Genomic DNA, 25,679 nt, shown 5'->3' with positions numbered 1-25,679 from the left:
AGCTGGACACTCTTCACGTAGCACTCGGGCCTCCTCCGGTCAAGCCGACATCACCACCGGATACCAAGGAGGTTGTGCGATGAAGCACGACACGGAGACCCTTTTTGCCCGCGCCAACCAAGCGGCGCTTGGCTGCCTGCCGACGATCCTCGAACGCTGGCTGCCCAACGGCAAGCGCATCGGCCGCGAGTACGTGGCCCGCAATCCCCGCCGCAACGACCGCCGCGCCGGGTCGTTCAAGGTCAACCTCCATACGGGCCGTTGGGCCGACTTCGCCACGGGCGACAAGGGCGGCGACCCGGTCTCGCTGGCCAGCTACCTTTTCGGCATGTCGCAGGCCGATGCCGCTCGTCGCCTCGCCGAGATGCTGGGGGTGGGCCATGGCTGACGCCCGCTCGCTGACCACCGCCTTCGCCCCGCTCCCCACGACCGAAAAGACCATGATGCCCGTGCGGAAGTCCCCGTCCGTCGCCAAGCTGGTGGTGCCCGTGCCCGATGACGCCAAGCCCATCATCCGCTTCCACAAGGGCTTCGGGAAAGCAAAGCAGGTCTATCCCTGGTACAACAAGGATGGTTATGTCACCTTCTGCACCATGCGCTTCGAGCGCGTCGGCCAGGATGGCAAGACCGAAAAGGCCGTGCTCCCCGTCACGTACTGGGAGACCGCTCCCGGCACATGCGAATGGCGGTATCAGGCACCTCCTGCCGGTCGCCCGATGTACAATGAGTACGAACTCTTCAACCGTCGCGGCGCCACGAGGCTCATCTGCGAAGGTGAGAAGACCGCTGACGCCGCTGCCATTCTCTTCCCTGAGTACGTGGCAACGACGACGCTCGGGGGCAGCGGCGCACCGCATCTGTCCGACTTCTCCGCTATGTCCGGTTGCGCGGCCATCCTCGCCGCGGACCTGGATGAGCCCGGCGAAAAGTATGCCTGCAAGGTGGCTGAACTCGCCCTTCAGGCGGGCGCTACGGAGGTTCTGCGGCTGCGGTGCGACAAGCTCGCCCGCTTCATTGTCGAGAGCGGAGTGCCGGTCGAACGCGACGGTCCCATTCCCGAGGGTTGGGACCTTGCCGATGCCCTTGCCGAAGGCTGGACAGCCGAACTCATCGGCAAGCACTTTCCCGAGGGGTTGATCCAACCCTTCTCCGCAAATGACAACCGGCCCGAAGCGGCTGGCAAGTGCGCGGATGCCGCGAGCCTTCCGTTCATCGAAGCGGAAGACGGCCTGTACGCCATCCGGCGGGATCGGAATGGCAACGAGACCCTCCAGTGGCTCTGCTCCACGATCCGAACCCGCGGCTTGGCCCGGGACGCAGAGAGCCGCGGCTGGACCCTGGTTGTTGAGGTCTGCGACCCCGACGGACACTGGCACTCCTTGCAGATCACAAAGTCGGCGCTGGCGGGCGACGGCAAGCTCGTGATCGAGTCACTTCTCGATCGCGGCCTGTCCTTGTCGCCGGAGAGTGGCTCCAAGCGCGCGCTGCTGGATTACCTGACCACGGTGAAGCCTCAGGATCGCATCCTCTTTGCGGACCGTCCGGGCTGGATGCCGGGTCGCAATCTCTTCGTTCTCCCGGACCGCACCTATGGCCAGCCGGAAGGAGAAAGCGTCATCTACCGCGGACAGACAGCGATGCAGCCGACGCGTCGGATCATCGGCACCCTGGATCGCTGGAACGAACTGTCGGGCCTGGCCATCGGCAACAGCCGCCCGGTGCTCGCCTTGAGCGCCGCCTTCCTTGGTCCTCTCCTGCCGCTCGTCGGAGCAGAGGGGGGCGGCTTCCACTTCGTAGGCTCCTCCTCCATCGGCAAGAGCACCCTCCTTGCGATGGCAGCCGCGGTGTGGGGCTTCGACATCGGGTCCTGGCGGACGACGGACAACTCTCTGGAAGCCCGCGCGGCGGCCTTCAATCACCTGATGCTGACTCTCGACGAACTGGGGGAACTCAGTGCGAAGGTGGCCGGGCCGACCACCTACATGCTCGGGAACGGCGTCGGCAAAGGGCGCGCCGGGCAGACCGGCGACGCCCGCCCCGTCAAGCTCTGGCTCCTTGTCTTCCTCTCCACCGGAGAGGTCGGCATCGCGGACAAGATGCTCGAGGCCGGTGGTCGCGTGAAGGCCGGACAGGAGGTGCGCGTCGTCGACGTCCAAGCCAACGTGAAGGGCTTCGGCATCTACGAGACCGTGCATGGCCTGAACGGCGGGCGCGAACTGTCCGACCACATCAAGGCGGAGTGCCGTGCCGTTCAGGGTGTGGCCGGAGATCTGTTCCTTTCGGAGCTGGTGAAGAATCCCGTCGAGGTTGCCGAAGCCGTCAAGGCGGCCGCCGCTGACTTCGTCCGCGACAATTGCCCGAAGGGTGCCGACGGGCAGGTTCAGCGGGTAGCGCATCGGTTCGGGCTTGCCGCCGCCGCCGGGGAACTCGCCACGGCGTTCGGCGCCGTTCACTGGCCTGCGGGAGAAGCGACGCGCGGTGTGGCGGTGTGCTTCCACGACTGGCTCACGGCTCGCGGCGGCATCGGCGCTTCGGAACGTCTGCATGCGGTGCGCGCTATTCTCGCCTACATCGAGAGGCACGGCTCCTCCCGCTTCGATGAGTGGTCGAAGGTCACCTATGGCGGCCCGGAAACCGTAACCGACAAGGCGCATGACCGCATCGGCTGGCGCAAGCGGGACCAATCCGGTCACTGGGAGTATTTCGCCACCGCGGCTGGCTTCCACGAGATGTGCAGCGGCATGAACAGCGAGGTCGTTGCCGCTGCCTTGATCGAGAAAGGCATTCTGCAACCTGCAAAGGATGGCAAGAGCAGCGCGCTGGTGACAGTGCCGGGGCAGAAAAAGGCGCGCCTTTACCACATCATTCCGCCGCAGGCAGACGAGGTGGGCGATGAATGACCACTTTGCGAGGTTCCGCAAGCCCGCTGACCCGCTTGTGCAGTCGATGACCGACTCTCAGAACCGACCGGAAGCGAGGCCCCCCCGCATCGGTCCGGACGGCGCCCCTAGGATCGATACTGCCAATGACAATCGGGCCGAGCCCGGGCGGAACACGGGAACACGGAGAACACCGGGAACACACACTGCTGAGGATTGGCTGCACCTCTACGAGGAGCGCGCTGCCGTCCGCGAGTTCGACGGCGGCCTGCCCCGCCCAGAAGCCGAGCGGCTGACATACGAGGAGGTTCTCCTGGCATGGCACCGGGAGAGCCGCCCTTCGGACGGCAATGAGTGTGCCGCGTGTTCCGGTGTTCTCGCCGGACATACCGTCCGCCTTCCCGACGGCGCTTGGGTCCACACCGGATGCGTCGTCGAGTACGGACGGCTGTGGCGGAAGCGCGCCGCCGAAGCACTCCGGCTCGCGGGCATCCTCTCCCCGTCGAACACGCACCAGAATCCTAACCCCATGAAACAGGAGACCAGCATGGGCACCACCGCATCGACGAACGACATGGGCCATTCACCCGCCTGGCACCAAGGCCACGCTGACGGCCGTGCAGGGGACTGGAATGAAGCCCTCGCGGAGCGCGAGGACACGATGGACGACTACCGGAACGGCTGGGATGAAGGCCATACCTCGCGTCACCTGAATACATAGGCAGGCAAGGCCACGCTCTCCCAACGCGGACCAGCATTGGGGGAGCGTGCCCATCGGTGATCATCGTGCCGAGCACCTGCGGCGAAACTCGGCCTGCCGGAACACCTCCTATATCTCCAAACTGCCGTCTCGGGTCCAACCTCCAGGTCCAACATTCAGGAGCATACGGCCCCATGCCCTCCATACCGGCAGAAGGTCGATGATCGGCACCGGCGACAGCCTTGCCGATCCGGAATGCCACTCCCCGGTGCGGGCGATCCGCTCCTTCCGCCGGGCGGCCTGCCGGGTCCGCACACGAGCAACTTCCTCCCGCCAAGCATCCTCCCCGGCTGCGGCAACGGATGCGAAGAATGCTGCAAGTGGAGGATCGGACTCCAGTATCTCCCATTCAGTGGGCCTGCAGACGCCGAGCGGTTTTCCTGCGTTCTCCCGGAGCAGGGAGCGAACGGCCCGTGCCAACCGCCGTTCTCTGTCCCATTCCAGCCAAGTACGGACTACGTTGGCGATTCCGGTCTCGGGAGTGGTCATTGCTTCCTCACGGTTCCAGGGTGACAGCATCGGGGACTGGTCCGATGGACGGCGGCTCCCACGGTGATCCGACGTCAGCGTCGGAATCCCAAGACCGCACTCCTCCTTCTTGGAGGTCTGGACATGCTCGCGGTAAGGCGGTTCATCGGAAACGGGGGCTGTACGCCTGCTCTTCGGTGTTCTCCGTGTTCCTGGTGTTCTCGGTGTTCCCGTGTTCCGGCAAGCCGAGTTTCCGGCGCAGGTGCTCGGGCATGGGCTCGTCAGGCGGCTTGCTCCCTCCACCCGGATCACATTCCAGGCTGATGGCTTCGGGCGGGAAACCCTGACGGAGTGCCTCGAGACGGGCACGGTGTTGGAATGCCTCGCTGCCACCATGGAAGTGGATCGTCGACCAGCCACGAGCCTTTCCAGCGGCCACCATAGCGGCAATCTGCGCGTCGGTCGGCTCGCCCGTGCCGTGAATCTCGAGACGGTCGCCGAAGTCCCGGAGGCAGGCGCCATCCACGTCCACCCACAGGCAGTTCCATTGGCGGACAGGTGCATAACCGAGTCGGCGCCAATAATCTTCCAGCGCCTCCCAGTCGGCTTCTGCGGCATACGCCGGACCCGCGGCTCCGATGACGATCTTCTTCATGGGTGATTTCCTCCTGGTGGTGCGCGCCTCGTCCACGGCGGGCACGTCGTCCGAGCCGATGTCGGCGAGTTTGGCCCGGACGACGGCAGCCTTGAGGCCCAGCCGCCGGGCGATGGAATGAGGGGTTCCGGCTTCGTCCACGGCCAGCAAACCCCGCCGTCCCTTTGCCAACGAAAGCCCTCTCGCCTCCAAAGCTGCACGGAAGGCGGTCCCCGTATTCGACTCCAGCCAAGCCGCACGCATGCGAGCCGCTACGTCCTCGACAGCGATCCCCGTCCGCTCCGCCGCCTGCCAGTCGGCATGAGTGGCCTTGGCGATCGGGCGCCGTGCTCCCGGTGTTCTGATGTGCGCACCCATCACCGGTCGATGGCCGAACCTCTCCTCCAGGGCGCGGGAGCATTCTTCATGGATGCGATAGTTCTGGCCGTCGCTGACCGCTTTCAGCGTCAGGGGATCGACGCGTCCCCACACCACATGAACGTGGTCGCGTTCGTGTTTGCGGTGGAACACGACGGCACGAGGACGCCCAGCCAAGCCGAGGCGGTGCTCCAGTTCCCCGACCGCTTCCATCCAACGGGCGCGCGTCATCATGGCGGCTTCGTCGCGGGCAACATTGATGCTGGCGTGGTAAACGGATTTGCGGGTTCGGGACCCAAGCGACACAGCGCGCATCTCCGCCAAGGCGGCATGGAGGCCGCCGGCCGTCACCCCTGCGATCTCCGCCACCTCCACCGTCTCGTTCTCCGCGGCCAACAGGTGGGCAGCCAAACGGCGGATATCGGAAGCGGACTGCCCACGCGAAGACCCCTTAATCACCATGGATGCCCTCCAGCACACGCCGGACTTGGCAGGCGGCATCGGCGATCTCCGCAGCGGCACGACGCAGGACGGCCTCCTCCGGCAGGCGCTTGGTCAAGTTCGCGATCCTTGCGATCTGGTTGACGTTGCTGCCGATCTTGCCCAACTCACCGAGCACAGCCGCCAAGGCCCGGGTGTCGGCCTTGGGTAGGCGGCGCGCGGGATTCCGCCTCGGAGGCGGAGGAGCGGGCACCTTCGTCTTTGCGAGGTGCAGGGCAGCAGCGCGGCACCAGTCCTGGCGCGAGCGCGGCGTTCGCATCGCGGCGGCCGCCGCGTCCACGTGGGCGGCCTCCGTGTCCGTCAGCCGGAAGCTGACAACGTGCAGTCGTCTTTCAGGCCCGTCCGGCATGGGGAGCTTCCTCCGCATTCAGCAGGACAAGCACCGGCATGTAGGGGGTGTTGTTCTCGACAGCATGCGCGAGTTCGCGAAGCCAGAACGCCATCACCGGGCGCGGCGCCTCGCAAACATGGAGACCGATCCGGAGACCATGGAGGACGTGGGCAGCCGTCAAGGCAAGGCCATCGGCGGGCAGTCCGGCAGCGCTCGCTTCTGCAAGCTGGCGCTCCATGTCATCGAAAAGCCAGCAGCACCATGCATCCGTAGTGTCCATCTCACCTCTCCTTCGGGGTCCACGGGGGCGGCAGCCCCCTGGCAAGCAGTCGTCGGTAGACGACATGGCTTGCTTATCCTTCCTCACTTGTATTCGAAGATAGATGCAGGCACTTGCCAGCGGAGCCCAGAAAATTTCACCCTACAGAGCAGACGCACAAAATTAGTTACCAGAGCCCATCAATTACTCGTGTAGACGCGTGATTATGTATGTTTACGAGCGCACTGAAGCAGTTTGGCTTACACCTAGGCCAACGTTTGCTGAAACGTTTTTGGGCAACCTGTATCGATTTGCATCGCATCGCGTTAGATTACGCAAAGTGGAGGGATGCTATGGTGTTCCCGTTCAATTAGGAACACTCGGCACTCACGTGCATCTTGAGTTCGGACAGCGCGACCGGCGGCTTGCCTGGGCGGTCTGGGATCTGCTGCTATCCAACCACACCAAGGAACCCGGCTGGTGTCGTCGGAAGACCATCGACACCATCAAGGGGGACGACGAGCTCACGGACAATTTCCGTTCAGTCGCGGTCGCTGGGGCCGACGCCTGGGTCGATGAGGTGGCCCGGATTCGCCGTCACCAGTACCAGCGCCGTCGGCATCAGGAACGAGGGCTCGGACGGCGCATCGAAGGGTCGGCGGAGCTCTGCGCCGCCGCCATCACCGAATTGCTGCCGACATGGAGAGCGTGGGGCAGGATGCTAATCGATGCGGGCGCGGCGCCGCAGATGGAGGGCTGAAGGCGGTGTTCTGCGTGTGCCGTGTTCCGGAGGCTGAGAACACTGGAACACCCACAGAATGGTGGGCGCCGTCCAAAGGCCGCGGCACCGCTACGCCTGCCGGTCAGCCGGAATGTAGGGAATCATCCCCTTTTCGTAGGCGATGACCTGCACCTCACGCGGCATGTCGCGCAAATCGACCAGCAGCCCGTTCACCTCGGCCATCCAGATGTACGGGTTCGACTCGGCGAGCCGCGGCAGCGTCCAGTCGGGGTGGAACTGGTGTAGGTCGAACAGGTCCATGATCGTCCGGGCCTTGACGCTGACGGTGCTCTCGCCGACGCCGAACGCGCTCGCCACTTCGGCCAGGGTCATCGACGGCGGTGTGGACGGGTCCAACAAGAAGTTCACCCGACCGAGCGCCCAGATGATGCCGCTGGCCCACGTCACCGGCTTGCCGGACGCTTCCGGCATAGGGCCGCCGTCATCCGACGAGCAAGTTCCTTGTACTCGGTATCGAGGTGACGGTCACAGAAACCATCCGTGATGCCGACGATTCCTTCGAACCGCGCCTGCATCGCCTTCGGCACCGCCATTGACCGGCTCGCCTTCGTCATCGTTCTGTCCTCATGCCGGTGGCCGCTTTCGAGCAATCCTATGCGCACCAAGACACATGTCCATCAGCATGGTGGCGGCACCCTAATCTTCGGTAGCGCTCAACAAGGGTGTTCCCTCTGTTCCCGGTGTGCCGGTGTGCTGATGAGAGAACACCGGAACACTCGGAACACCAGGAACACCGGCAGGAAGAGCGGTCAGGCTGCCACGGCGCTCACCATTACGCGCGTGATCGTCGCCGGGTCTACGTCCATGATGCGGGCCGCCTCCGCCCGTGTCCAGGTACCGGCGGTCACATTCTGGACGACGGCCTGCCGCTGGACCGCCGACAGCTTCGGACGCCGCCCCAGGCAACTTCCCCGACGTTTGGCGGCAGCCAGCCCGTCGCGGGTCCTCTGGCGCAGGATGGCGCGCTCGTACTCGGCAAACGCGGCCAGCATGGTGGTCAGCATCCTGCCCGCCGGGCTCACCGTCTCGATGCCTTCGGTGAGCGACCGGAAACCGGCGCCCGTCTCGCCAATGCGTTCCAGGATTGTCAGCGTGTCCCGGACGGAGCGGGATAGCCGGTCGAGGCGGACTACCAGGACCTCATCGCCAGGGCGGAGCGAGCGAAGGAGTTCGTGCAGGACGGGCCGGTCCCAACGGCCACCAGACTCCTTCTCCTCATAGATGCGTTCGACCCCGGCGGCCGTCAGCGCGGCGCGCTGGGCATCAAGGTGCTGATCGTCGGTGCTGACCCGGCAGTAACCCAGCTTCATGTCGCTTCTCCTTGCAGAAAGGCTCACGCCCCTCAGCAATTGTGCGACAGGGTTTTGCAAGGCACGGACCCGCACGCCATCGTCGGCCCGGCGGCCTTGCGGAATCCGTCGATTCCACAAGGCCGCCAAGTAGGTTCTTCACCAGCGTTCCCAGACCCTAGGTCGGCCTGCGCCGTTAGCACCTCGGTCACTGCGGCCCTGGCCTGCATGCTCCCTGTTCGACGCGACCCACACTCCGCTGGCGAGCGAGATTGACAAAGGCTTCAAAGAGACCCAAGGCGCCTCCTGGAATGCTTCCCCAACCATAAAAGACGAGTATGGGGATATACCTCGGATTGTCCGAACGCTGATTGACGCCACCCCGGTGACGGTATAGAAACTTTACCGAATCAGTTGCTGTTCCGGTCGTGAGGAGTAATGGACGAAGGGCGGACGAACCTGAGGTGGGGCATTAAGCGGCGGTTGGAATTCATCGAATTCCGGCTGTTCTGGGAAGGCCACGTCAACCGCAGTGACATCGTAAACGCCTTCGGCGTGTCGATACCGCAGGCGTCCACCGACCTCAACCGCTACCTGGACATCGCTCCAGCCAACATGGCCTACGACAAGAGTGCCAAAGCCTACGTGCGTGGGCCTGACTTCTCGCCCCGTTTCCTCTCTCCCGATGCCGACCGTTACCTCGCCCAGCTTCGTTCCGTGTCGGATGGCATCCTCGATCAGGGGGAAACCTGGATCGGCCAGCTTCCCGGCTTGGGGGCGACGCCCGCCTTGGTGCGCTCCGTCAATCCCAAGGTGCTGCGCGCTGTGATCGCCGCCATCCGGCGCGGGGAGGCCCTGGAAATCCTGTACCAGTCGATGAGCCAGCCTGAGCCGCGGTGGCGTTGGATCGCCCCCCACGCCATCGGCTTCGACGGCTTCCGCTGGCATGCCCGCGCTCATTCCGAAGGCGATGACACCTTCAAGGATTTTGTCCTGTCCCGCATCCTGGAGACCAGGGCCATCCGACCAGCGACCGCCGATGGCAACGCCGACCTGGACTGGATTGAGGACGTGGTCCTGGAGATCGCCCCCCATCCTGGCTTGTCACCGTCGCAGCAAAGGACCATCGCGCTCGATTACGGTATGACCGAGGGCAAGTCCAAAGTGCGGGTACGCCGGGCGCTGCTGTACTACGCTCTGAAGCGGCTGGGGCTGGATACCGCCCCCGACGCCCGACGCCCACAGGACCAGCATATCGTGCTGATCAACCGGGACGAGGTGGACAGCCTCACCCACAAGCGGGAGGAAAGCGTCTGATGGCCCGCCTGGAAGACCTGACCCCCAACGCCTCGGTGCGTGGCATCCTGCCCAACGGGCTGGTGACGGTGGTCAATGTCCAGTGGCACGGCTCCGCCGCCGTGGAACTGACCTACAAGACGCCGGAAGGTAAGGTCGCCAACGAATTGCTCTACCGCCACGACGAGGAGCGGATCGAGGTGGCGACGGCAGGCAGGCCATGGTCGTTCGACGGCGATGGCGGCCTCTTCCGGCTGGTCTCCGAGGCACAACGCATTCGCTTGGCCCATCTGTTCGACCCGGTGCTGGCCGTCCACACCTCGGTGGTGGAGCCGCTGCCGCACCAGATCACCGCCGTCTATGAATCCATGTTGCCGCGCCAGCCTCTGCGCTTCCTGTTGGCCGACGACCCCGGCGCGGGCAAGACCATCATGGCCGGGCTGCTGATGAAGGAACTGATCGTGCGCGGTGACCTCCAGCGTTGTCTGGTGGTCTGCCCCGGCAGCCTGGCCGAGCAATGGCAGGACGAGCTTTATCGGCGCTTTCAGCTTCCATTCGAGATTCTGACCAACGACAAGCTGGAGGCGGCCCGCACCGGCAACTGGTTCCTGGAGAACAACCTCGTCATTGCCCGCTTGGACAAGCTCTCGCGCGACGAGGACGTGCAGCAGAAGCTGCAAGCGCCCGACTGTCGCTGGGACCTTGTGGTATGCGACGAGGCCCACAAGCTGTCCGCCACGTTCTTCGGGGGCGAGGTTAAGTACACCAAGCGCTACCGCCTGGGGCAGATGCTGTCCTCGCTGACCCGGCACTTCCTGCTGATGACGGCCACCCCGCACAACGGCAAGGAGGAGGACTTCCAGCTATTCATGGCGCTCCTGGACGGCGACCGCTTCGAGGGCCGCTTCCGAGACGGCACCCACACCGCCGACGTGTCCGACTTGATGCGCCGGATGGTCAAGGAAAGGCTGCTGAAATTCGACGGCAAGCCGTTGTTCCCCGAACGCATCGCCTACACCGTGCCCTACAAGCTGTCCGACTCCGAAGCCCGGCTGTATCGAGAGGTCAGCGATTACGTCCGGGAGGAGTTCAACCGCGCCGATGCGCTGCAAAACGACAAGCGGGCGGGCACCGTCGGCTTCGCGCTGACCATCCTGCAACGTCGCCTCGCCTCCTCGCCGGAAGCCATCTACCAGTCGCTTCGCCGCCGCCGCGAGCGGTTGGAAAGCCGCCTGCGCGAGATGGAAATCCTTCAGCGCGGGGCCGAAATCGGGGCCATGCTGTCCACCGGGCGGATGCTCGACGCCGACGACGTGGAGGATCTGGACGACGCCCCCGACAACGAGGTGCAGGCCGCCGAGGAAGAAATCCTCGATCAGGCCACCGCCGCCCGCAGCATCGGCGAACTCAAGATCGAGATCGACACCCTGAAGCGGCTGGAGGCTCTGGCGCTGTCCATCCGCCGCAGCGGCGAGGACAAGAAGTGGCGCGAACTGGCGAGCCTGTTGTCCGAGATCTTCACCCCCGCGCTCATCGCCAACGGCTTCGCAGAGGACGCCGAACCCTATGACGCGGGCGTCCCGGCCATTCCCAAGCCTTCCCCGTCTCCACGCCAGAAGTTGGTGCTATTCACCGAGCACCGTGACACGCTGAACTACCTCGAAGGCCGCATCACCACCCTGCTGGGCCGGAAGGAGGCTGTGGTGGCGATCCACGGCGGCCTGGGCCGCGAGGAGCGCAAGAAGGCCGAGGAAGCCTTCAAGCACGATCCCGAGGTGAAGGTGCTGCTCGCCACTGACGCGGCGGGTGAGGGCATCAATCTCCAGCGCGCCCACCTCATGGTCAACTATGACCTGCCCTGGAACCCCAACCGGCTGGAACAACGCTTCGGGCGCATTCACCGCATCGGCCAGACCGAGGTCTGCCACCTGTGGAACTTGGTCGCCGAGGAAACGCGCGAGGGCGATGTCTACAGCAAGCTGCTGGAGAAGCTGGAGCAGGCCCGCCGCGCCCTGGGCGGCCAAGTGTTCGACGTGTTGGGCAAACTCCAGTTCGACGGCAGGCCCCTTCGGGAACTGCTTATCGACGCCATCCGCTATGGCGAACAGCCCGAGGTGCGCGCTCGCCTGGATCAGGTCATCGACGACGCCGTCAACCGCGAGCACCTGTGCGGCTTGCTGGAGGATGGGGCACTGGTCCAGGACAGCATGGACGTAAGCCGGGTCAACCGCATCCGCGAGGAGATGGAGCGGGCCGAGGCCCGACGCCTGCAACCCCACTACATCGAGTCCTTCTTCATGGAGGCGTTCCGTCGTCTGGGCGGCGCCACCAAGCAGCGCGAGCCGCGCCGCTACGAGATCACCCACGTCCCGGCCCCCATCCGCAACCGCGACCGGCTGATCGGCATCGGCGAACCGGTGTTGCCGCGCTACGAGCGTATCGCCTTCGAAAAGGAACTGGTGGCCCCCATGGGGCAGCCCCTGGCTGCCTTCGTCTGCCCCGGCCACCCTCTGCTGGATTCAGTCATCGACCTCACCCTGGAACGTCACCGCGACCTGTTGCGGCGGGGAACCATCCTGGTCGACGAACGCGACTTTGGCACCCGGCCCCGCCTCTTGTTCACCCTGGAACACGCCATCCAGGACGGCGCAGTGACGAGGGGCGGCGAGCGGCGCGTTGTCTCCAAACGCATGCTGTACGTGGAGATCGACGAGGCCGGGACCACCCGTCCCCTGCGCCATGCTCCCTACCTGGACTTCCGTCCGCTGAAGGACGGGGAGCCGAATGCGGACGCCATCCTGGCCCGCCCCGAATGCGCCTGGATCGGACCCGGCCTAGAGGCCCAGGCCATCGGCCACGCCGTCGGCACCGTGGTGCCCGAGCATCTGGCAGAGGTGAAGGACCGCAAGCTGGCCCTGCTGACCAAGACCGAGGCGGCGGTGAAGGACCGCCTGACCAAGGAGATCACGTACTGGGATCACCGCGCCGAGCAACTGAAGCTGCAGGAACAGGCGGGCAAGACCAACGCCAACCTCAATTCCGGTGAGGCCAGGAAGCGCGCCGACGCGCTTCAGGCCCGGCTGGAAAAGCGCCTGGACGAGATAAAGCAGGAACGCCAGATGTCGCCCCTGCCCCCCGTGGTGTTGGGCGGCCTGCTGGTGGTACCGATTGGGCTGTTGAACGCCATCACCGGCAAGACCATGCACCAGCCATCGCAGCCGGTAGACACCATGGCCGCCGCCGCGCGAGCACGCGACATCATCATGGAGATCGAGCGCGGTTTGGGCTTCGAGCCGACCGACCGCGAATTCGAGAAGCTGGGTTACGACATCGAAAGCCGGGTGCCCGGAACCGGACGCCTGCGATTCATCGAGGTCAAGGGCCGCGTCACCGGGGCCAATACCATTACGGTGACCCGTAACGAAATCCTCACCTCGCTGAACAAGCCCGACGACTTCATCCTGGCGGTGGTCGAGTTCGACGGTCCCGGCCACCGTGTCCACTACATCCGCCAGCCGTTCAGCCGTGAGCCGGATTTCGGCGTCACCAGCGTGAACTACAGCTTTGCCGAATTGATTGCGAAAGCGGGTAAGCCGTCATGAAACTATCCAGGATCGAGATCACCAACTTTCGCTGTTTCGAGAGCCTGACGGTATCGCTTCAGCCCGACGTGAATGTCCTGGTCGGCGTGAACGCGGCAGGCAAGACCACCATCCTGGATGCTATCGCGATCGCGCTCTATGACGTCGTGGCGGCGAATGGCGGCGGCGGCAAACGGCAGCGGCAGGCTCAGCAGACGGCCCTTCGCCCGTCGGACATCCACATCGCGCCTGGAGCGTCGGATCAGATGTCGGGGCGGAAGGATCATGTTCTTTTCCGAGCCTGGGCGACCGACTTTTACCCGGTTACCGGCTTCATGACGGCCGAGCGGTTGGAGGGCCATCCTGCTCTCGTGTGGCAGGATTACATCCGGTATGCGCCACCAAATGATTTCAATTATTCATCGGGTGGTTCGGACGATCTCAACAGCTACTTTAAAGCGCTTTGGGATGCGGCACGAAAAGAGGCAAAGGCGCTGATTGCCTTCCCTGTTGTTGCGTATTACAGGGCAACCCGCCGGATATCTGAAATGCCCCCCCTTGGTGACATCTTCAAACTCAGGCTGGAGCGGCAACTGGCGTTCAAGGACGCTATGGACGCTGGCGCGAGCTATCAGTCCATGTGCCAGTGGTTCTACTTGCGTGAAAACCAGGAACTACGTGAAAAGCTGAGGACTCAAGAGGTACAGGATTTCCAGTACCCTGATCTAAAGGCCATTCGTCAAGCGATCTCCAAGACTTTGGAAAATGTGAAACGGGTATTCTTTGGTGAAAACCCCCCGAGTCTAATGGTGGAATTTGAAAATGGCAGTGGTGCCCCACGGTCCATGGCTTTGACACAGCTCAGCGACGGATATCGGAACCTTCTGGGGGTTGTCCTGGATTTCTCACGACGGCTCGCCCTGGCTCATCCGAACTGGGACAATCCGCTAGAGGCACCTGGCATTCTGCTGATCGACGAAATTGATCTGCATCTGCATCCCAAATGGCAGCAGCGGATCATTCCAAGCCTACAGGATGTCTTCCCCAACACGCAGATTATTGTGACGACTCACAGCCCACAGGTATTGACCACGGTGCGTCGCCGGAACATCACTATCATCAAAGACCAGCAGCTCCACATGCCTCACGGCAGCACCTACGGCGCCGAGAGCCAGCAGGTCATGCGCCAAGTCATGGGAGCGGATGGACGCCCGCCGGACAACCCGAACGCAGAGGCGATCTACGAACTTTTTGCCTTGATCAATCGAGGAGAGTTGGAAGCTGCGGGCGAAAAATGCCAGGAACTGATGTCTCTGATCGGACCGGATGATCCGGCTCTCATCGAAGCCGAAACCACGATCAAGAACCGGCTTTGGGAAAAGGAGCTGGGACTGTGAAGCATTGCCGGAAATCAACCCCGGAGCCACCCAAGCTGACCGAGTTCCGTGCGGCCAATCCGCAGGCAAAGTGGGACGAGCTTCGCGATCATGCCTGCTATGGTGACGTTCGCGACGCGACGCGGCGCGATCAAGGTGGTCTGTGCGCCTATTGCGAACTGTCACTGACCGACGACAATGAGCAAATCGCCCACTTCCATCCCAAAAGCGACCATGCCGGAACCGTTAACTGGGCCCTGACGTGGGAGAACCTCTGGTTGGCTTGCAAGGGCGGAACGCAGACACATCACAACGATCCGGCCTGTTACCGCCCCCCGCTGCCCGACAATAGGAGTTGCGACGAGAACAAGAAAGACGACATCGTCGATGGGCATGTTCTCTCTCCGGAAGAGGTGCCCCTATTTCCGCGCATCTTCCGATTTGAGCAAAGCCCAAATGAAATCAGAATTGTGCCCGACGAAAACGGGTGCGAACAGGCGGGAATACCAATCGAGAAGGTTCAGAGGACTATCGACGTCTTCAATCTGAATTGCCAGCGGTTGGCAGAGGCACGGCTGTCCGTCTATCGCCCGATTGAGTCGACGCTCAAGAAGCTGCGGGAATCCTCGTTCTCAACGGAACAGAAGGTTGAAAAACAGCGGCAGTTTGCGGCTCGTCATTTGACCATAGACGCAGGGCATCGCTGGCCGCGCTTCTTCACCCTTCTCCGTTGGCAGTTTGGTATGGTCGCCGAAACGCATCTGAACTCCCTTCCGTATCAAGGTTAGTATCATGCCGGTCAGAACCCGCAAGAAGCTCATCGAAGTCGCCCTGCCTCTGGAGGCCATCAACCAGGAGAGCGCGCGGGAGAAGTCGATTCGGCATGGGCATCCCAGCACACTGCATCTGTGGTGGGCACGGCGGCCCTTGGCGGCGGCGCGGGCGGTGATCTTCGCGCAGATAGTGGATGACCCGTCGTCGTGGCCGGACCTGTTCCCCACGACCAATGCGCAGCAGAAGGAACGTGACCGGCTGTTCGAGATTATCAAGGCGTTGGTGAAATGGGAGAACACGACCAACGAGGCGGTGCTGGAACAGGCCCGCGCGGAAATCTGGCAAAGCTGGCGGCGGACCTGCGCCGAGAACGCCGACCATCCGCGCGCAAGGGAATTGTTCGACCGCCATGTGCTGCCCGGCTTCCACGACCCCTTCGCGGGCGGCGGCGCACTGCCGCTGGAGGCGCAGCGGCTGGGGCTGGAGTCGTACGCCACCGACCTCAACCCGGTGGCGGTGCTGATCAATAAGGCAATGATCGAAATCCCACCCAAATTCGCTGGGCTGCCGCCGGTCAACCCGCGATCCCGCGAGGAGTTGGCGCGCGGCGGCACATGGAACGGCAAGGGGGCGCAAGGGCTGGCTGAGGACGTGCGCCATTACGGCCAATGGATGCGGGACGAGGCGGAAAAGCGCATCGGCCACCTGTATCCCAAGATCGAGATTACGGCGGAGGTGGCCGCCGAGCGGCCCGACTTGGCGCGGATGGTGGGCCGCCGGTTGACCGTCATCGCTTGGCTGTGGGCGCGCACGGTGAAAAGCCCGAACCCCGCCTTCCGTGACGTGGATGTGCCGCTGGCTTCCACCTTCATACTGTCCACCAAAACGGGCAAGGATGCCTTCGTCGAGCCGGTAATCGAGAGCGGCGGCTATCGCTTCGCCGTCAAGGTCGGCAAGCCGAGGGACGCCGAGGCGGCGAAGAACGGCACCAAGCTGGGGCGGGGGGCCAATTTCCAATGTGTGATGTCGGGTTCGCCGATTACGCCCGACTACATCAAGGGGGAAGGCCAAGCCGGTCGGATGGGGGCGCGGCTGATGGCGATTGTCGCCGAAGGAGACCGGGGCCGCATCTATCTGTCGCCCACCGTTGAAATGGAGAACTTGGCGACCAAAGCGGTACCCGATTGGAAGCCGGAAACCAGTTTGCCGAATGATCCCCGCAACTTCTGGACCGTTCAGTACGGCCTGACCACCTACGGCGACCTGTTCACCCCGCGCCAACTGGTGGCGCTGACGACGTTTTCGGATTTGGTACAGGAGGCGCGGGAGCGGATTAAGTCTGACGCCATGACCGCCGGACGCCTCGACGACAGCAAGCCCCTCGCCGATGGCGGCGCAGGAGCCACCGCCTATGCTGACGCTGTAGCTGTATACTGCGGATTCTCCGTAAGTAAGGCCACTGATCGCAACTCATCTTTGTGCGTCTGGGAAAGCCGAATGGACCGTATGCGCGGAACGTTTGGCAGACAGGCACTGCCGATGACTTGGGATTATGTTGAAACCAATCCCTTTTCAGGTGCAGGCGGAGATTTTTACGGCACAACGCACTCATTGTGCGAAGTGCTAGACAAATTTATAGATTGCGCTGGCGGAAAGGCAACGCAGAGCGACGCGCAAACCCAAACGACTAGCAATGCCCGCGTTATATCCACAGACCCACCCTACTACGACAACATCGGTTACGCCGACTTGTCCGACTTCTTCTATGTCTGGCTGCGCCGCACCCTGCGTCCGGTCTTCCCCGACCTGTTCTCCACCCTGGCAGTGCCCAAGGCCGAGGAACTTGTGGCGACCCCCTATCGCCATGGCGGCAAGGAGGCGGCTGAGACCTTCTTCCTGACCGGGATGACGGCAGCTATGCACCGTTTGGCTGAACAAGCCCATCCCGCCTTTCCGGTCACCATCTATTACGCCTTCAAGCAGTCGGAAACCGCCAGCGACGCCGGAACTGCGAGTACAGGCTGGGAAACCTTCCTGGATGCTGTCATCCGCGCCGGATTCGCCGTCAGCGGCACTTGGCCCATGCGGTCCGAATTGGCAACTCGAAACATTGGACGCGGCACCAACGCCTTAGCGTCCTCTATCATCCTGGTCTGCCGTCAGCGGCCCGAAAGCGCTCCCACCGCCACCAAGCGCGAGTTCCGCAACGTACTGAAGGCCGAACTTCCCGCTGCCCTCGCGCATCTCCAGCGTGGCAACATTGCGCCGGTGGACTTGGCGCAATCGGCTATCGGCCCAGGGATGGCGGTCTATACCCGCTATTCCAAGGTGCTGGACGCCGAGGGCAAGCCGGTGTCGGTGCGCGACGCCCTGGCCCTAATCAACGAGGTGCTGGACGAGGCCCTAGCCGAGCAGGAGGGCGATTTCGACTCCGACACCCGCTGGGCGCTGACTTGGTTCGAGCACGTGGGCTTCAACGACGGCGCTTATGGCGACGCGGAAACCCTGTCCAAAGCCAAGAACACCAGTGTCCGTGGTCTTGAAGAAACGAAAATCCTGTTGTCTAAGGGCAGCAAGGTGCGGCTGTTCCGTCCGGCCGATCTGCCCTACGACTGGGACCCGGCCGAGGACACACGCCTGACGGTCTGGGAGATGGTCCACCACTTGATCCGTGTGCTGGAAGCCGACGGCGAGGCGGCGGCGGCCCGACTCGTGGCTGTCCTCGGCTCAAAGGCCGAGGTCGCCCGCGAACTCGCCTACCGTCTCTATACCCTGTGTGAACGCAAGAAGCGGGCGGCGGAAGCCATGTCCTACAACGGCCTAGTGCAAAGCTGGCCGGAAATCCTGCGCCTGTCGCGTGAGGTGCAACCCGAGACGCCCGCCCAGGGCGCGCTGCTGTAAGGAGGAGCCATGCCCACCCGCCTCTTCCCCGACGATGCCGCCCTGGCTTCGGTCTGCCGCCGCCACCGCATCCGGCGACTGGCCCTGTTCGGCTCGATGCTCAAGGGCAGCAATCGACACGACAGCGATGTGGACCTGCTGGTGGAATTCGAGCCGGAGGCCAAGCCCGGCCTGCTGACGATGGCGCGGATCGAGATCGAACTGTCGCCGCTGGTGGGCGGGCGCAAGGTCGATCTGCGCACCGCCCAGGACTTGAGCCGCTACTTCCGCGACGAGGTGGTGCGGATGGCCGAGGTTCAATATGAAGCCCGATGACCTCTTTCGCATCCGCCACATGATCGAGGCGGGGGAAAGCGCCCTGCGCTTCATCACCGGTCGCCAGCGCGCTGACCTGGACGGCGACGAGATGCTGCGCTTCGCCCTGGTGCGCGCCGTCGAAATCGTCGGCGAGGCGGCATCCAGAATTTCACCCGACACGCGGGCCGGAGCACCGACGGTGCCCTGGTCCGCTATCGTCGCCATGCGCAACCGGCTGATCCACGCCTATTTCGACATCGACCACGACATCCTGTGGAAGACGGTGACCGAGGAAATCCCCGACCTTCTTCCGCTGCTGCGCTCCCTTCTGCCCACGGACTGACCATCATGGCGATGACCAACCAGGACCGCCTTGCCAAGGCACTCGACCTCCTCAAGGCCGGATTGGGGCCGTTCGTCGAACGCGAGATCGAGGCTGCGCTGAAGCGCAACATCCAGGTTCCGGCGGTGCGCGCCTTCGCCGATGATCCGCTCGCCCGCAACAGGCCGATCACCCAGTGGGATGCCGCGCTGCTGCTGAAGCTGATGTGGGAAGCCTGGAACGAGGTGTTCCGCAACACCCTCGGCCCCGCCGAGCGGGGACTGGTGGGTGAGATCCGCGGCCATCGCAACAAATGGGCGCACCAGGAGCCCTTCTCCGGCGACGACACCGACCGCGCGCTCGACTCCATCGCCCGCCTGCTGACCGCTGTTTCCGCCTCCCAGGCGGACGAAGTGGGCAGGATGAAGATGGAACTGCGCCGCCTGATCTTCGAGGAGCAGGCCCGATCCGAGCGGCGCAAGGGCGCGGGCACCGCCATTGAAAGCCAGGTCACCGGCAGCCTGACCCCGTGGCGCGAGGTGGTGGCTCCGCACAAGGATGTCGCCAGCGGGCGCTACCAGCAGGCGGAATTCGCCGCCGACCTGTGGCAGGTGCATCTGGGCGAAGGCTCGGACGAATACAGGAACCCGGCGGAGTTCTTCCGCCGCACCTATCTGACCGAAAGCCTGAAGACCTTGCTGAAGGGCGCAGCGCTGCGGCTGTCCGGGCAGGGCGGCGACCCGGTGGTGCAGTTGCAGACCAATTTCGGCGGCGGCAAAACCCACTCCATGCTGGCGCTCTACCATCTGGTGTCCGGCACTCCGCCGGGCGACCTGCTGGGCGTAGATGCCATCCTGGCCGAGGCCGAAATCACCAAGCTGCCGGAGAAGGTCGCACGGGTGGTGCTGGTGGGGAACAAGATTTCCCCCGGCAATCCTAGCGTGAAGCCCGACGGCACTGTGGTGCGGACGCTGTGGGGCGAACTGGCTTGGCAGCTTGGCGGTGCCAGGGCGTTCGCGCGGGTACGGGCCGACGACGAGCGCGCCACCAGCCCCGGCGACGTGTTGCGCGAGTTGATGAACGAGTTCGGCCCCAGCCTGATCCTGATCGACGAGTGGGTAGCCTATGCCCGCCAGCTTCACGACGATCCCGATTTGCCGGGCGGCAGCTTCGAGACCCATTTCACCTTCGCTCAGGCCCTTACAGAAGCCGCCAAGCTCGCCAAGCACTGCCTGCTGGTGATCAGCCTTCCGGCCTCGGACACGGCCATCTCGCCTCACGCCGTTGGCGACGACGAGGAAGTGGGCGGCGAACGGGGCCGCGCCGCACTCGCCCGTCTGCGCAACGTCATCGGCCGCGTGGAATCATCATGGGCACCGGCCAGCACCGAGGAAGGCTTCGAGATCGTCCGTCGCCGCCTGTTCGAGCCGCTGCTTGAGAGGTCCCAGTTCGTGTCTCGCGATACAGTGGCGCGGAAGTTCCACGATCTGTATCAGGGGCAGCATCAGGAGTTCCCGCCGGAGTGCCGGGACTCCGACTACGAGAACCGCCTCCGGGCCGCCTATCCCATCCACCCCGAGGTGTTCGACCGCCTCTACACCGACTGGTCCACCCAGCCCAAGTTCCAGCGCACGCGCGGCGTGCTGCGCCTGATGGCGGCGGTGATCCATAGCCTGTGGGAGAAGGGCGACCGCAATCCCATGATCATGCCGGGCAACCTGCCCATCGACGATCCCCGCGTCCGAGACGAACTGACCCGCTACCTGTCCGACACCTGGAAGCCGATCATCGAGAAGGACGTGGACGGCCCCAGCGCGCTGCCGCTGCGCATCGACGGCGACGTGCCCAACCTGGGCAAGTTCGCCGCCACCCGCCGGGTGGCCCGTACCCTCTATCTGGGGTCGGCCCCCACCTCCACGGCTGCCAACCGCGGCATCGAAGACCGCCGGATCAAGCTGGGCTGCGTCATGCCGGGCGAAGCGCCGTCGCTGTTCGGCGATGCGCTGCGGCGGCTCGCTACGGCGGCCACCTACTTGTACCAGGACGGCGCCCGCTACTGGTATTCGACCCAGCCCACCGTCACCAAGATGGCCGAGGACCGGGCCGAGCAGTTGAAGCGCTACCCCGACCAAGTGGTGGCCGAGATCGAGAGGCGATTGCGGATCGACTTGAAATCCATAGGCGACTTCTGTCGGGTCCACCCCCTGCCACAATCCGGCGCCGACGTTCCCGACGACGTGGACGCACGGCTGGTGGTGCTGTCGACGGAGTTCCCCTACAGCAAGGACGCGGGCAACAAGGCCGAGGCGGCGGCCAAGGCCATTCTGGAATCGCGCGGCAACTCGCCGCGGCTGTTCCGGAACAGCCTCACCTTCCTAGCCGTCGATCAGACCCGCTTGCAGGATCTGGACGAGGCGATGCGCCGCTACGTGGCCTGGGCCTCGATCCTGGACGAGAAGCTGGAACTGAACCTGGACCCCCATCAGGTGCGCCAAGCCGAGACCCAGATGAAAACGGCGGACAGTACTGTGGCTGCGCGGATGCCGGAAGCCTATCAGTGGCTGCTGGTGCCGGTGCAGACCTCCCCCCAGGCTGCCGTGGAATGGCAGGCGCTGCGCCTGTCCGGTCAGGACGCGCTGGCCGTGCGGGCATCCAAGAAGCTGCGCAACGAGGAGCTTCTGGTGCCGTCGCTGGCGGGAACCCGGCTGCGCATGGAACTGGACCGCATTCCCCTGTGGCGCGGCGATCATGTCAGCATCCGGCAACTGGCCGAGGATTTCGCCCGCTACGTCTATCTGCCGCGCCTGAAGGATTCCTCGGTGCTGACCGCTGCTGTCCAAGATGGTCTCGGCCTGCTGCTGTGGAGTCAGGATTCCTTCGCCTACGCCGACAGCTATGACGAGACGGCGAAAAGGTACCGCGGCCTGCGCTGCGGCAAGCAGCTTACCCTGTCCCCTGACAACCTGGACGGCTTGTTGGTCAAGGCCGAGGTGGCCCAGGCCCAGCAAGCGGCGGAAGCCGCAGCCATTCCTCAGGCGGGCACGACCGGCGGCACACCGGGAGAGCCGTCAGCCAGCAGCACGCCGACCGGGGCTGCTGGTGGGGACGGGAACCCCTCCGGCTCCGCCGTACCGCGTCCGCTCCGCCGCTTCCACGGCACCGTCTCGCTCAATGCCATGCGGGCTGGCCGGGATGCCGGTGAAATCGCCAACGAGATCATCGCCCACTTGGTCGGCGTCGTCGGTAGCGAGGTGACGGTGACCCTGGAGATTGAAGCCCGCCTGCCCGACGGCGCCTCCGACCACTTGGTGCGGACAGTGACGGAAAACTGCCGAACGCTGAAGTTTGCCAGCCAAGGGTTCGAGGAGGAGTAATCTCCCGCGCGGTTATTGATGTGACGACGATAGCCGATTCGCGGCTATCGTCTACGCCGACGAACTAGCGAGGCATGCAGGCACTGGGAGCGAGCGGCACGTCAAGCACCTCACCCCGTCCCGTGCCGCCGGTGTTCCAGTGTTCCAGTGTTCCCGAACACGCTTGCTTGGAGACGGCAGGAGCACCATAGCTTTCGCGGCTGAAACAAGGAGCACCGTATGCCGCCGAAGGTGGAGGATTTCGCCGAGAAGGAGACCAGCCCGAAGCTGGCCGATAAGGCGTTCGACAAAGCCGTCGGACCGGCTACCGGGTTGCAGACCGGTCCAGCCGGAGCGCTACACCATGGAGCGCTCCGGGCTGGTGATGACGATCCGCGGCTACCTCGGCGAGCGCCTCGCCTCCGTCAACGTGTTCAAGGCCGCTGCCGAGCGGATGAAAGAAGGGGAGCGGCGCTGGACATACCTGTTCGAGGACGGCAGCACGCGGACCATTGTCTCCCTGCACCCCGGCGAGCCGCTCGCCTGACGCCAGTGTCGTGCAGGCCGTGTTCGCGGTGTTCTGGGTGTTCCGGTGTTCCGGCCCCCCTCCCCCGCCGAAAAAGAGCACCGACCCTCTCTCGGCTGCACCGGCCACCACCTTCGATACGGACACCTTGCGGACACAGAATTCAGGCACCAAACCGCCAGACACGAAAAAGCCAGCAACCCCTTGGGATTGCTGGCTGATTTGGTTGCGGGGGCAGGATTTGAACCTGCGACCTTCAGGTTATGAGCCTGACGAGCTACCGGGCTGCTCCACCCCGCGGGTGTTGGGCTGCTGGGAACCGGCAGTGCGACGACGATTGTCAAGTGTGCTGGAAGCCTTCTGCGTCCACGTCCGTTTTGGTTTGGCGTGTGCCGTGGTGACCTGGCGGCGACCTACTCTCCCACGTCTTAAGACGCAGTACCATCGGCGCTGAGGCGTTTCACGGCCGAGTTCGGAATGGGATCGGGTGTTGGGAGCCCCGCCATGACCACCAGGTCACCAAGGCACACGCGAACCATCCGGACAGGGACGGCAGAGGTTTTGTTTGATCGAGGACGTTTTGCAATCTTGTACTTGCGGTGTTGGCTCGTGCGTCCAGGGCTTGCCGCTGCGCGCGGGCATCCTGCTGGGAAGGATCAAGCCGATCGAGCGATTAGTAAGGCTCAGCTTCAGGCGTTGCCGCCCGTCCACATGCCTCCTATCGACGTGATGGTCTGTCACGGCTCTCAAGGGAGTTCTGGTTTAGAGGTGGGTTTCCCGCTTAGATGCTTTCAGCGGTTATCCCGTCCATACTTAGCTACCCGGCCATGCCACTGGCGTGACAACCGGTGCACCAGAGGTATGTCCATCCCGGTCCTCTCGTACTAGGGACAGATCCTCGCAAAACTCCGACACCCACGGCAGATAGGGACCGAACTGTCTCACGACGTTCTAAACCCAGCTCACGTACCACTTTAATCGGCGAACAGCCGAACCCTTGGGACCTGCTCCAGCCCCAGGATGTGATGAGCCGACATCGAGGTGCCAAACGACTCCGTCGATATGGACTCTTGGGAGTCATCAGCCTGTTATCCCCGGCGTACCTTTTATCCGTTGAGCGATGGCCCGTCCACATGGAACCACCGGATCACTATGGCCGACTTTCGTCTCTGCTCGACTTGTCTGTCTTGCAGTCAGGCGGGCTTATGCCATTGCACTCGTCGAGCGATTTCCGACCGCTCTGAGCCCACCATCGCGCGCCTCCGTTACACTTTGGGAGGCGACCGCCCCAGTCAAACTACCCGCCATGCAGGGTCCCGGCTCCGGATGAACGGAGCGCGGTTAGATGCCAGAGACCTCAAGGGTGGTATTTCAAGGATGGCTCCACCCGAGCTGGCGCCCGGGCTTCCTAGCCTCCCACCTATCCTACACATGAGATCCCTAGCACCACTGCAAAGCTGTAGTAAAGGTGCACGGGGTCTTTCCGTCTGACCGCGGGTACTCCGCATCTTCACGGAGAGTTCAATTTCGCTGAGTTGGTGTTGGAGACAGCGGGGAAGTCGTTACGCCATTCGTGCAGGTCGGAACTTACCCGACAAGGAATTTCGCTACCTTAGGACCGTTATAGTTACGGCCGCCGTTTACCGGGGCTTCAATTCGGAGCGTGAACCCCTCCTCTTAACCTTCCGGCACCGGGCAGGCGTCAGACCCTATACGTCGCCTTGTACGGCTTCGCAGAGCCCTGTGTTTTTAGTAAACAGTCGCCACCCCCTGGTCTGTGCCCCCCGCCATGGCTTGCGCCACAACGGGGCCCTCTTCTTCCGAAGTTACGAGGGCAATTTGCCGAGTTCCTTCAACACCATTCTCTCAAGCGCCTGGGTATGCTCTACCAGTCCACCTGTGTCGGTTTGGGGTACGGTCTGATGCGGGGGCTGTTTCCTGGAACGGGTCCCCAGCCGGGCCAATCCGATAAGGCCCGACACGCTTTCCCATTCGTCACACACCCGCTGGCCCACGAATATTAACGTGGTTCCCATCGACTACGCCTTTCGGCCTCGCCTTAGGGGCCGGCTCACCCTGCGTGGATTAACCTTGCGCAGGAACCCTTGGACTTTCGGCGACAGTGTTTCTCACACTGTTTGTCGCTACTCATGTCAGCATTCTCACTTCCGATACCTCCAGGCACCCTCGCGGGGACCCTTCGCAGGCTTACGGAACGCTCCGCTACCACGTGATCTAAAGATCACATCCGCAGCTTCGGTACACGGCTTGAGCCCCGATACATTTTCGGCGCAGGCCGGCTTAACTAGACCAGTGAGCTATTACGCTTTCTTTAAAGGATGGCTGCTTCTAAGCCAACCTCCTGGTTGTCATGGCCTTCCCACATCCTTTCCCACTTAGCCGTGATTTGGGGACCTTAGCTGGCGGTCTGGGCTGTTTCCCTCTCGACGATGGACCTTAGCACCCACCGTCTGTCTGCCGGGCTGTGCTCCACGGTATTCGGAGTTTGGTTAGGTTTGGTAAGCCGCGAGGCCCCCTAGCCCATCCAGTGCTCTACCCCCGTGGGCAATCGCCCGACGCGCTACCTAAATAGCTTTCGCGGAGAACCAGCTATTTCCCGGTTTGATTGGCCTTTCACCCCTAGCCACAGGTCATCTCCGACTTTTTCAACAGGCGTGAGTTCGGTCCTCCAGTGCGTGTTACCGCACCTTCAACCTGCCCATGGCTAGATCACCGGGTTTCGGGTCTACAGCAAGCAACTCAAGCGCCCTGTTCAGACTCGCTTTCGCTGCGCCTCCGGCTATCGCCTTAAGCTCGCTGCTTACTGTAAGTCGCTGACCCATTATACAAAAGGTACGCCGTCACGGCGCAAGGCCGCTCCGACTGCTTGTAGGCATCCGGTTTCAGGAACTGTTTCACTCCCCTCGTCGGGGTGCTTTTCACCTTTCCCTC

The 25,679-nt window shown here is 63.5% G+C and carries 17 protein-coding genes, 1 tRNA gene, 2 rRNA genes and 1 pseudogene (1 of these 21 running past the window's edge); 13 read left to right on the top strand and 8 right to left on the bottom strand.

From position 1 onward, the window contains the following. Positions 1-79 precede the first annotated feature (79 nt). The 3 genes from Sp245p_RS33505 to Sp245p_RS35530 all read left to right on the top strand — a co-directional run bounded on the left by Sp245p_RS33505 (position 80) and on the right by Sp245p_RS35530 (position 3,600). Complete coding sequence (locus Sp245p_RS33505) at positions 80-388, top strand: hypothetical protein (RefSeq protein ID WP_014199745.1); 309 nt, start codon at positions 80-82, stop codon at positions 386-388. Beyond that, the gene (locus Sp245p_RS33500) at positions 381-2,900 is read left to right on the top strand and encodes a DUF927 domain-containing protein (protein WP_014199744.1); all 2,520 of its coding nucleotides are present in this window, start codon (positions 381-383) and stop codon (positions 2,898-2,900) included. Before Sp245p_RS33505 ends, Sp245p_RS33500 begins: the two co-directional genes overlap by 8 nt. A gap of 526 nt (positions 2,901-3,426) precedes the next feature. Next, a complete protein-coding gene (locus Sp245p_RS35530; RefSeq protein WP_186466863.1) occupies positions 3,427-3,600 on the top strand; it encodes a hypothetical protein in 174 nt (57 codons plus the stop codon). A gap of 670 nt (positions 3,601-4,270) precedes the next feature. Here Sp245p_RS35530 and Sp245p_RS33490 read toward each other — a convergent pair. Genes Sp245p_RS33490 through Sp245p_RS33480 form a run of 3 tightly spaced genes read right to left on the bottom strand, consistent with a single transcriptional unit; the run spans position 4,271 to position 6,231 of the window. Continuing rightward, on the bottom strand, positions 4,271-5,581 hold the full coding sequence (locus Sp245p_RS33490) for a relaxase/mobilization nuclease domain-containing protein (RefSeq protein ID WP_014199741.1): 1,311 nt from the start codon (positions 5,579-5,581) through the stop codon (positions 4,271-4,273). Beyond that, positions 5,571-5,969, bottom strand: a complete 399-nt coding sequence (locus Sp245p_RS33485) for a plasmid mobilization protein (protein WP_014199740.1) — start codon at positions 5,967-5,969, stop codon at positions 5,571-5,573. The genes Sp245p_RS33490 and Sp245p_RS33485 overlap by 11 nt, the downstream gene beginning before the upstream one ends. Beyond that, on the bottom strand, positions 5,953-6,231 hold the full coding sequence (locus Sp245p_RS33480; RefSeq protein ID WP_041814286.1) for a hypothetical protein: 279 nt from the start codon (positions 6,229-6,231) through the stop codon (positions 5,953-5,955). Before Sp245p_RS33480 ends, Sp245p_RS33485 begins: the two co-directional genes overlap by 17 nt. Positions 6,232-6,601: 370 nt before the next feature. Here Sp245p_RS33480 and Sp245p_RS33475 point away from each other — a divergent pair, with 370 nt between their 5' ends. Further along, positions 6,602-6,970 carry a hypothetical protein gene (locus Sp245p_RS33475; RefSeq protein ID WP_014199737.1) on the top strand — a complete coding sequence of 123 codons (369 nt, stop codon included), beginning with the start codon at positions 6,602-6,604 and terminating at the stop codon, positions 6,968-6,970. Between the two features lie 90 nt (positions 6,971-7,060). On the opposite strand, the pseudogene Sp245p_RS33470 reads toward Sp245p_RS33475, so the two are convergent. Together Sp245p_RS33470 and Sp245p_RS33465 are read right to left on the bottom strand one after the other, a co-directional pair. Next, positions 7,061-7,527, bottom strand: a pseudogene (locus Sp245p_RS33470) (DUF6398 domain-containing protein). A gap of 234 nt (positions 7,528-7,761) precedes the next feature. Next, complete coding sequence (locus Sp245p_RS33465) at positions 7,762-8,322, bottom strand: recombinase family protein (protein ID WP_014199734.1); 561 nt, start codon at positions 8,320-8,322, stop codon at positions 7,762-7,764. 417 nt (positions 8,323-8,739) lie between these two features. On the opposite strand from Sp245p_RS33465, the gene Sp245p_RS33460 reads away from it, so the two are divergent. The 9 genes from Sp245p_RS33460 (at position 8,740) to Sp245p_RS33420 (ending at position 22,748) form a co-directional block, all read left to right on the top strand. Next, complete coding sequence (locus Sp245p_RS33460; protein WP_014199733.1) at positions 8,740-9,618, top strand: BrxR family helix-turn-helix transcriptional regulator; 879 nt, start codon at positions 8,740-8,742, stop codon at positions 9,616-9,618. Then, entirely contained in the window at positions 9,618-13,199 is a 3,582-nt protein-coding gene (locus tag Sp245p_RS33455) for a helicase-related protein (RefSeq protein WP_014199732.1), read from the top strand. Before Sp245p_RS33460 ends, Sp245p_RS33455 begins: the two co-directional genes overlap by 1 nt. Beyond that, entirely contained in the window at positions 13,196-14,575 is a 1,380-nt protein-coding gene (locus Sp245p_RS33450) for an AAA family ATPase (protein WP_014199731.1), read from the top strand. The genes Sp245p_RS33455 and Sp245p_RS33450 overlap by 4 nt, the downstream gene beginning before the upstream one ends. Beyond that, positions 14,572-15,342, top strand: a complete 771-nt coding sequence (locus Sp245p_RS33445; protein ID WP_014199730.1) for a retron system putative HNH endonuclease — start codon at positions 14,572-14,574, stop codon at positions 15,340-15,342. Before Sp245p_RS33450 ends, Sp245p_RS33445 begins: the two co-directional genes overlap by 4 nt. 4 nt (positions 15,343-15,346) lie before the next feature. Then, positions 15,347-18,229 (top strand): DUF1156 domain-containing protein, encoded by a 2,883-nt coding sequence (locus Sp245p_RS33440; protein WP_014199729.1) that lies wholly within the window; start codon positions 15,347-15,349, stop codon positions 18,227-18,229. A 9-nt stretch (positions 18,230-18,238) separates the two neighbouring features. Then, positions 18,239-18,544, top strand: coding sequence for a nucleotidyltransferase family protein (locus Sp245p_RS33435; RefSeq protein WP_014199728.1), 306 nt, complete (start codon positions 18,239-18,241; stop codon positions 18,542-18,544). Next, positions 18,531-18,869, top strand: coding sequence for a HepT-like ribonuclease domain-containing protein (locus Sp245p_RS33430; protein WP_014199727.1), 339 nt, complete (start codon positions 18,531-18,533; stop codon positions 18,867-18,869). Before Sp245p_RS33435 ends, Sp245p_RS33430 begins: the two co-directional genes overlap by 14 nt. Positions 18,870-18,874: 5 nt before the next feature. Next, entirely contained in the window at positions 18,875-22,222 is a 3,348-nt protein-coding gene (locus Sp245p_RS33425) for a Swt1 family HEPN domain-containing protein (RefSeq protein WP_014199726.1), read from the top strand. Positions 22,223-22,565: 343 nt separating this feature from the next. After that, positions 22,566-22,748: a hypothetical protein gene (locus tag Sp245p_RS33420; RefSeq protein WP_014199725.1), complete on the top strand. Its 183-nt coding sequence runs from the start codon at positions 22,566-22,568 to the stop codon at positions 22,746-22,748. 202 nt (positions 22,749-22,950) lie between these two features. Here the strand turns inward: Sp245p_RS33420 and Sp245p_RS33415 are convergent. From Sp245p_RS33415 to Sp245p_RS33405, 3 genes are all read right to left on the bottom strand, one after another. Continuing rightward, positions 22,951-23,027 (bottom strand) — tRNA-Met (locus Sp245p_RS33415). 100 nt (positions 23,028-23,127) lie between these two features. Beyond that, a 5S ribosomal RNA gene (gene rrf / locus Sp245p_RS33410) occupies positions 23,128-23,243 on the bottom strand. Positions 23,244-23,379: 136 nt separating this feature from the next. Next, positions 23,380-25,679, bottom strand: a 23S ribosomal RNA gene (locus Sp245p_RS33405) (it continues 448 nt past the right edge of the window).

Origin of the sequence: Azospirillum baldaniorum (genome assembly GCF_003119195.2) — a bacterium.
GTDB lineage: Bacteria > Pseudomonadota > Alphaproteobacteria > Azospirillales > Azospirillaceae > Azospirillum > Azospirillum baldaniorum.
The sequence above is the reverse complement of the archived record's forward strand: the minus strand, read 5'-3'. Positions and strand labels throughout refer to the sequence as shown.

Excerpts from the sequence above, each read along its gene's own strand:
- Sp245p_RS33480 (WP_041814286.1), bottom strand. The coding sequence starts at position 6,231 with ATGGACACTACGGATGCATGGTGCTGCTGGCTTTTCGATGACATGGAG.
- Sp245p_RS33485 (WP_014199740.1), bottom strand. The coding sequence starts at position 5,969 with ATGCCGGACGGGCCTGAAAGACGACTGCACGTTGTCAGCTTCCGGCTG.
- Sp245p_RS33500 (WP_014199744.1), top strand. The coding sequence starts at position 381 with ATGGCTGACGCCCGCTCGCTGACCACCGCCTTCGCCCCGCTCCCCACG.
- Sp245p_RS35530 (WP_186466863.1), top strand. The coding sequence starts at position 3,427 with ATGGGCACCACCGCATCGACGAACGACATGGGCCATTCACCCGCCTGG.
- Sp245p_RS33460 (WP_014199733.1), top strand. The coding sequence starts at position 8,740 with ATGGACGAAGGGCGGACGAACCTGAGGTGGGGCATTAAGCGGCGGTTG.
- Sp245p_RS33465 (WP_014199734.1), bottom strand. The coding sequence starts at position 8,322 with ATGAAGCTGGGTTACTGCCGGGTCAGCACCGACGATCAGCACCTTGAT.
- Sp245p_RS33435 (WP_014199728.1), top strand. The coding sequence starts at position 18,239 with ATGCCCACCCGCCTCTTCCCCGACGATGCCGCCCTGGCTTCGGTCTGC.
- Sp245p_RS33425 (WP_014199726.1), top strand. The coding sequence starts at position 18,875 with ATGGCGATGACCAACCAGGACCGCCTTGCCAAGGCACTCGACCTCCTC.
- Sp245p_RS33505 (WP_014199745.1), top strand. The coding sequence starts at position 80 with ATGAAGCACGACACGGAGACCCTTTTTGCCCGCGCCAACCAAGCGGCG.
- Sp245p_RS33450 (WP_014199731.1), top strand. The coding sequence starts at position 13,196 with ATGAAACTATCCAGGATCGAGATCACCAACTTTCGCTGTTTCGAGAGC.
- Sp245p_RS33490 (WP_014199741.1), bottom strand. The coding sequence starts at position 5,581 with ATGGTGATTAAGGGGTCTTCGCGTGGGCAGTCCGCTTCCGATATCCGC.
- Sp245p_RS33455 (WP_014199732.1), top strand. The coding sequence starts at position 9,618 with ATGGCCCGCCTGGAAGACCTGACCCCCAACGCCTCGGTGCGTGGCATC.
- Sp245p_RS33430 (WP_014199727.1), top strand. The coding sequence starts at position 18,531 with ATGAAGCCCGATGACCTCTTTCGCATCCGCCACATGATCGAGGCGGGG.
- Sp245p_RS33420 (WP_014199725.1), top strand. The coding sequence starts at position 22,566 with ATGGAGCGCTCCGGGCTGGTGATGACGATCCGCGGCTACCTCGGCGAG.
- Sp245p_RS33440 (WP_014199729.1), top strand. The coding sequence starts at position 15,347 with ATGCCGGTCAGAACCCGCAAGAAGCTCATCGAAGTCGCCCTGCCTCTG.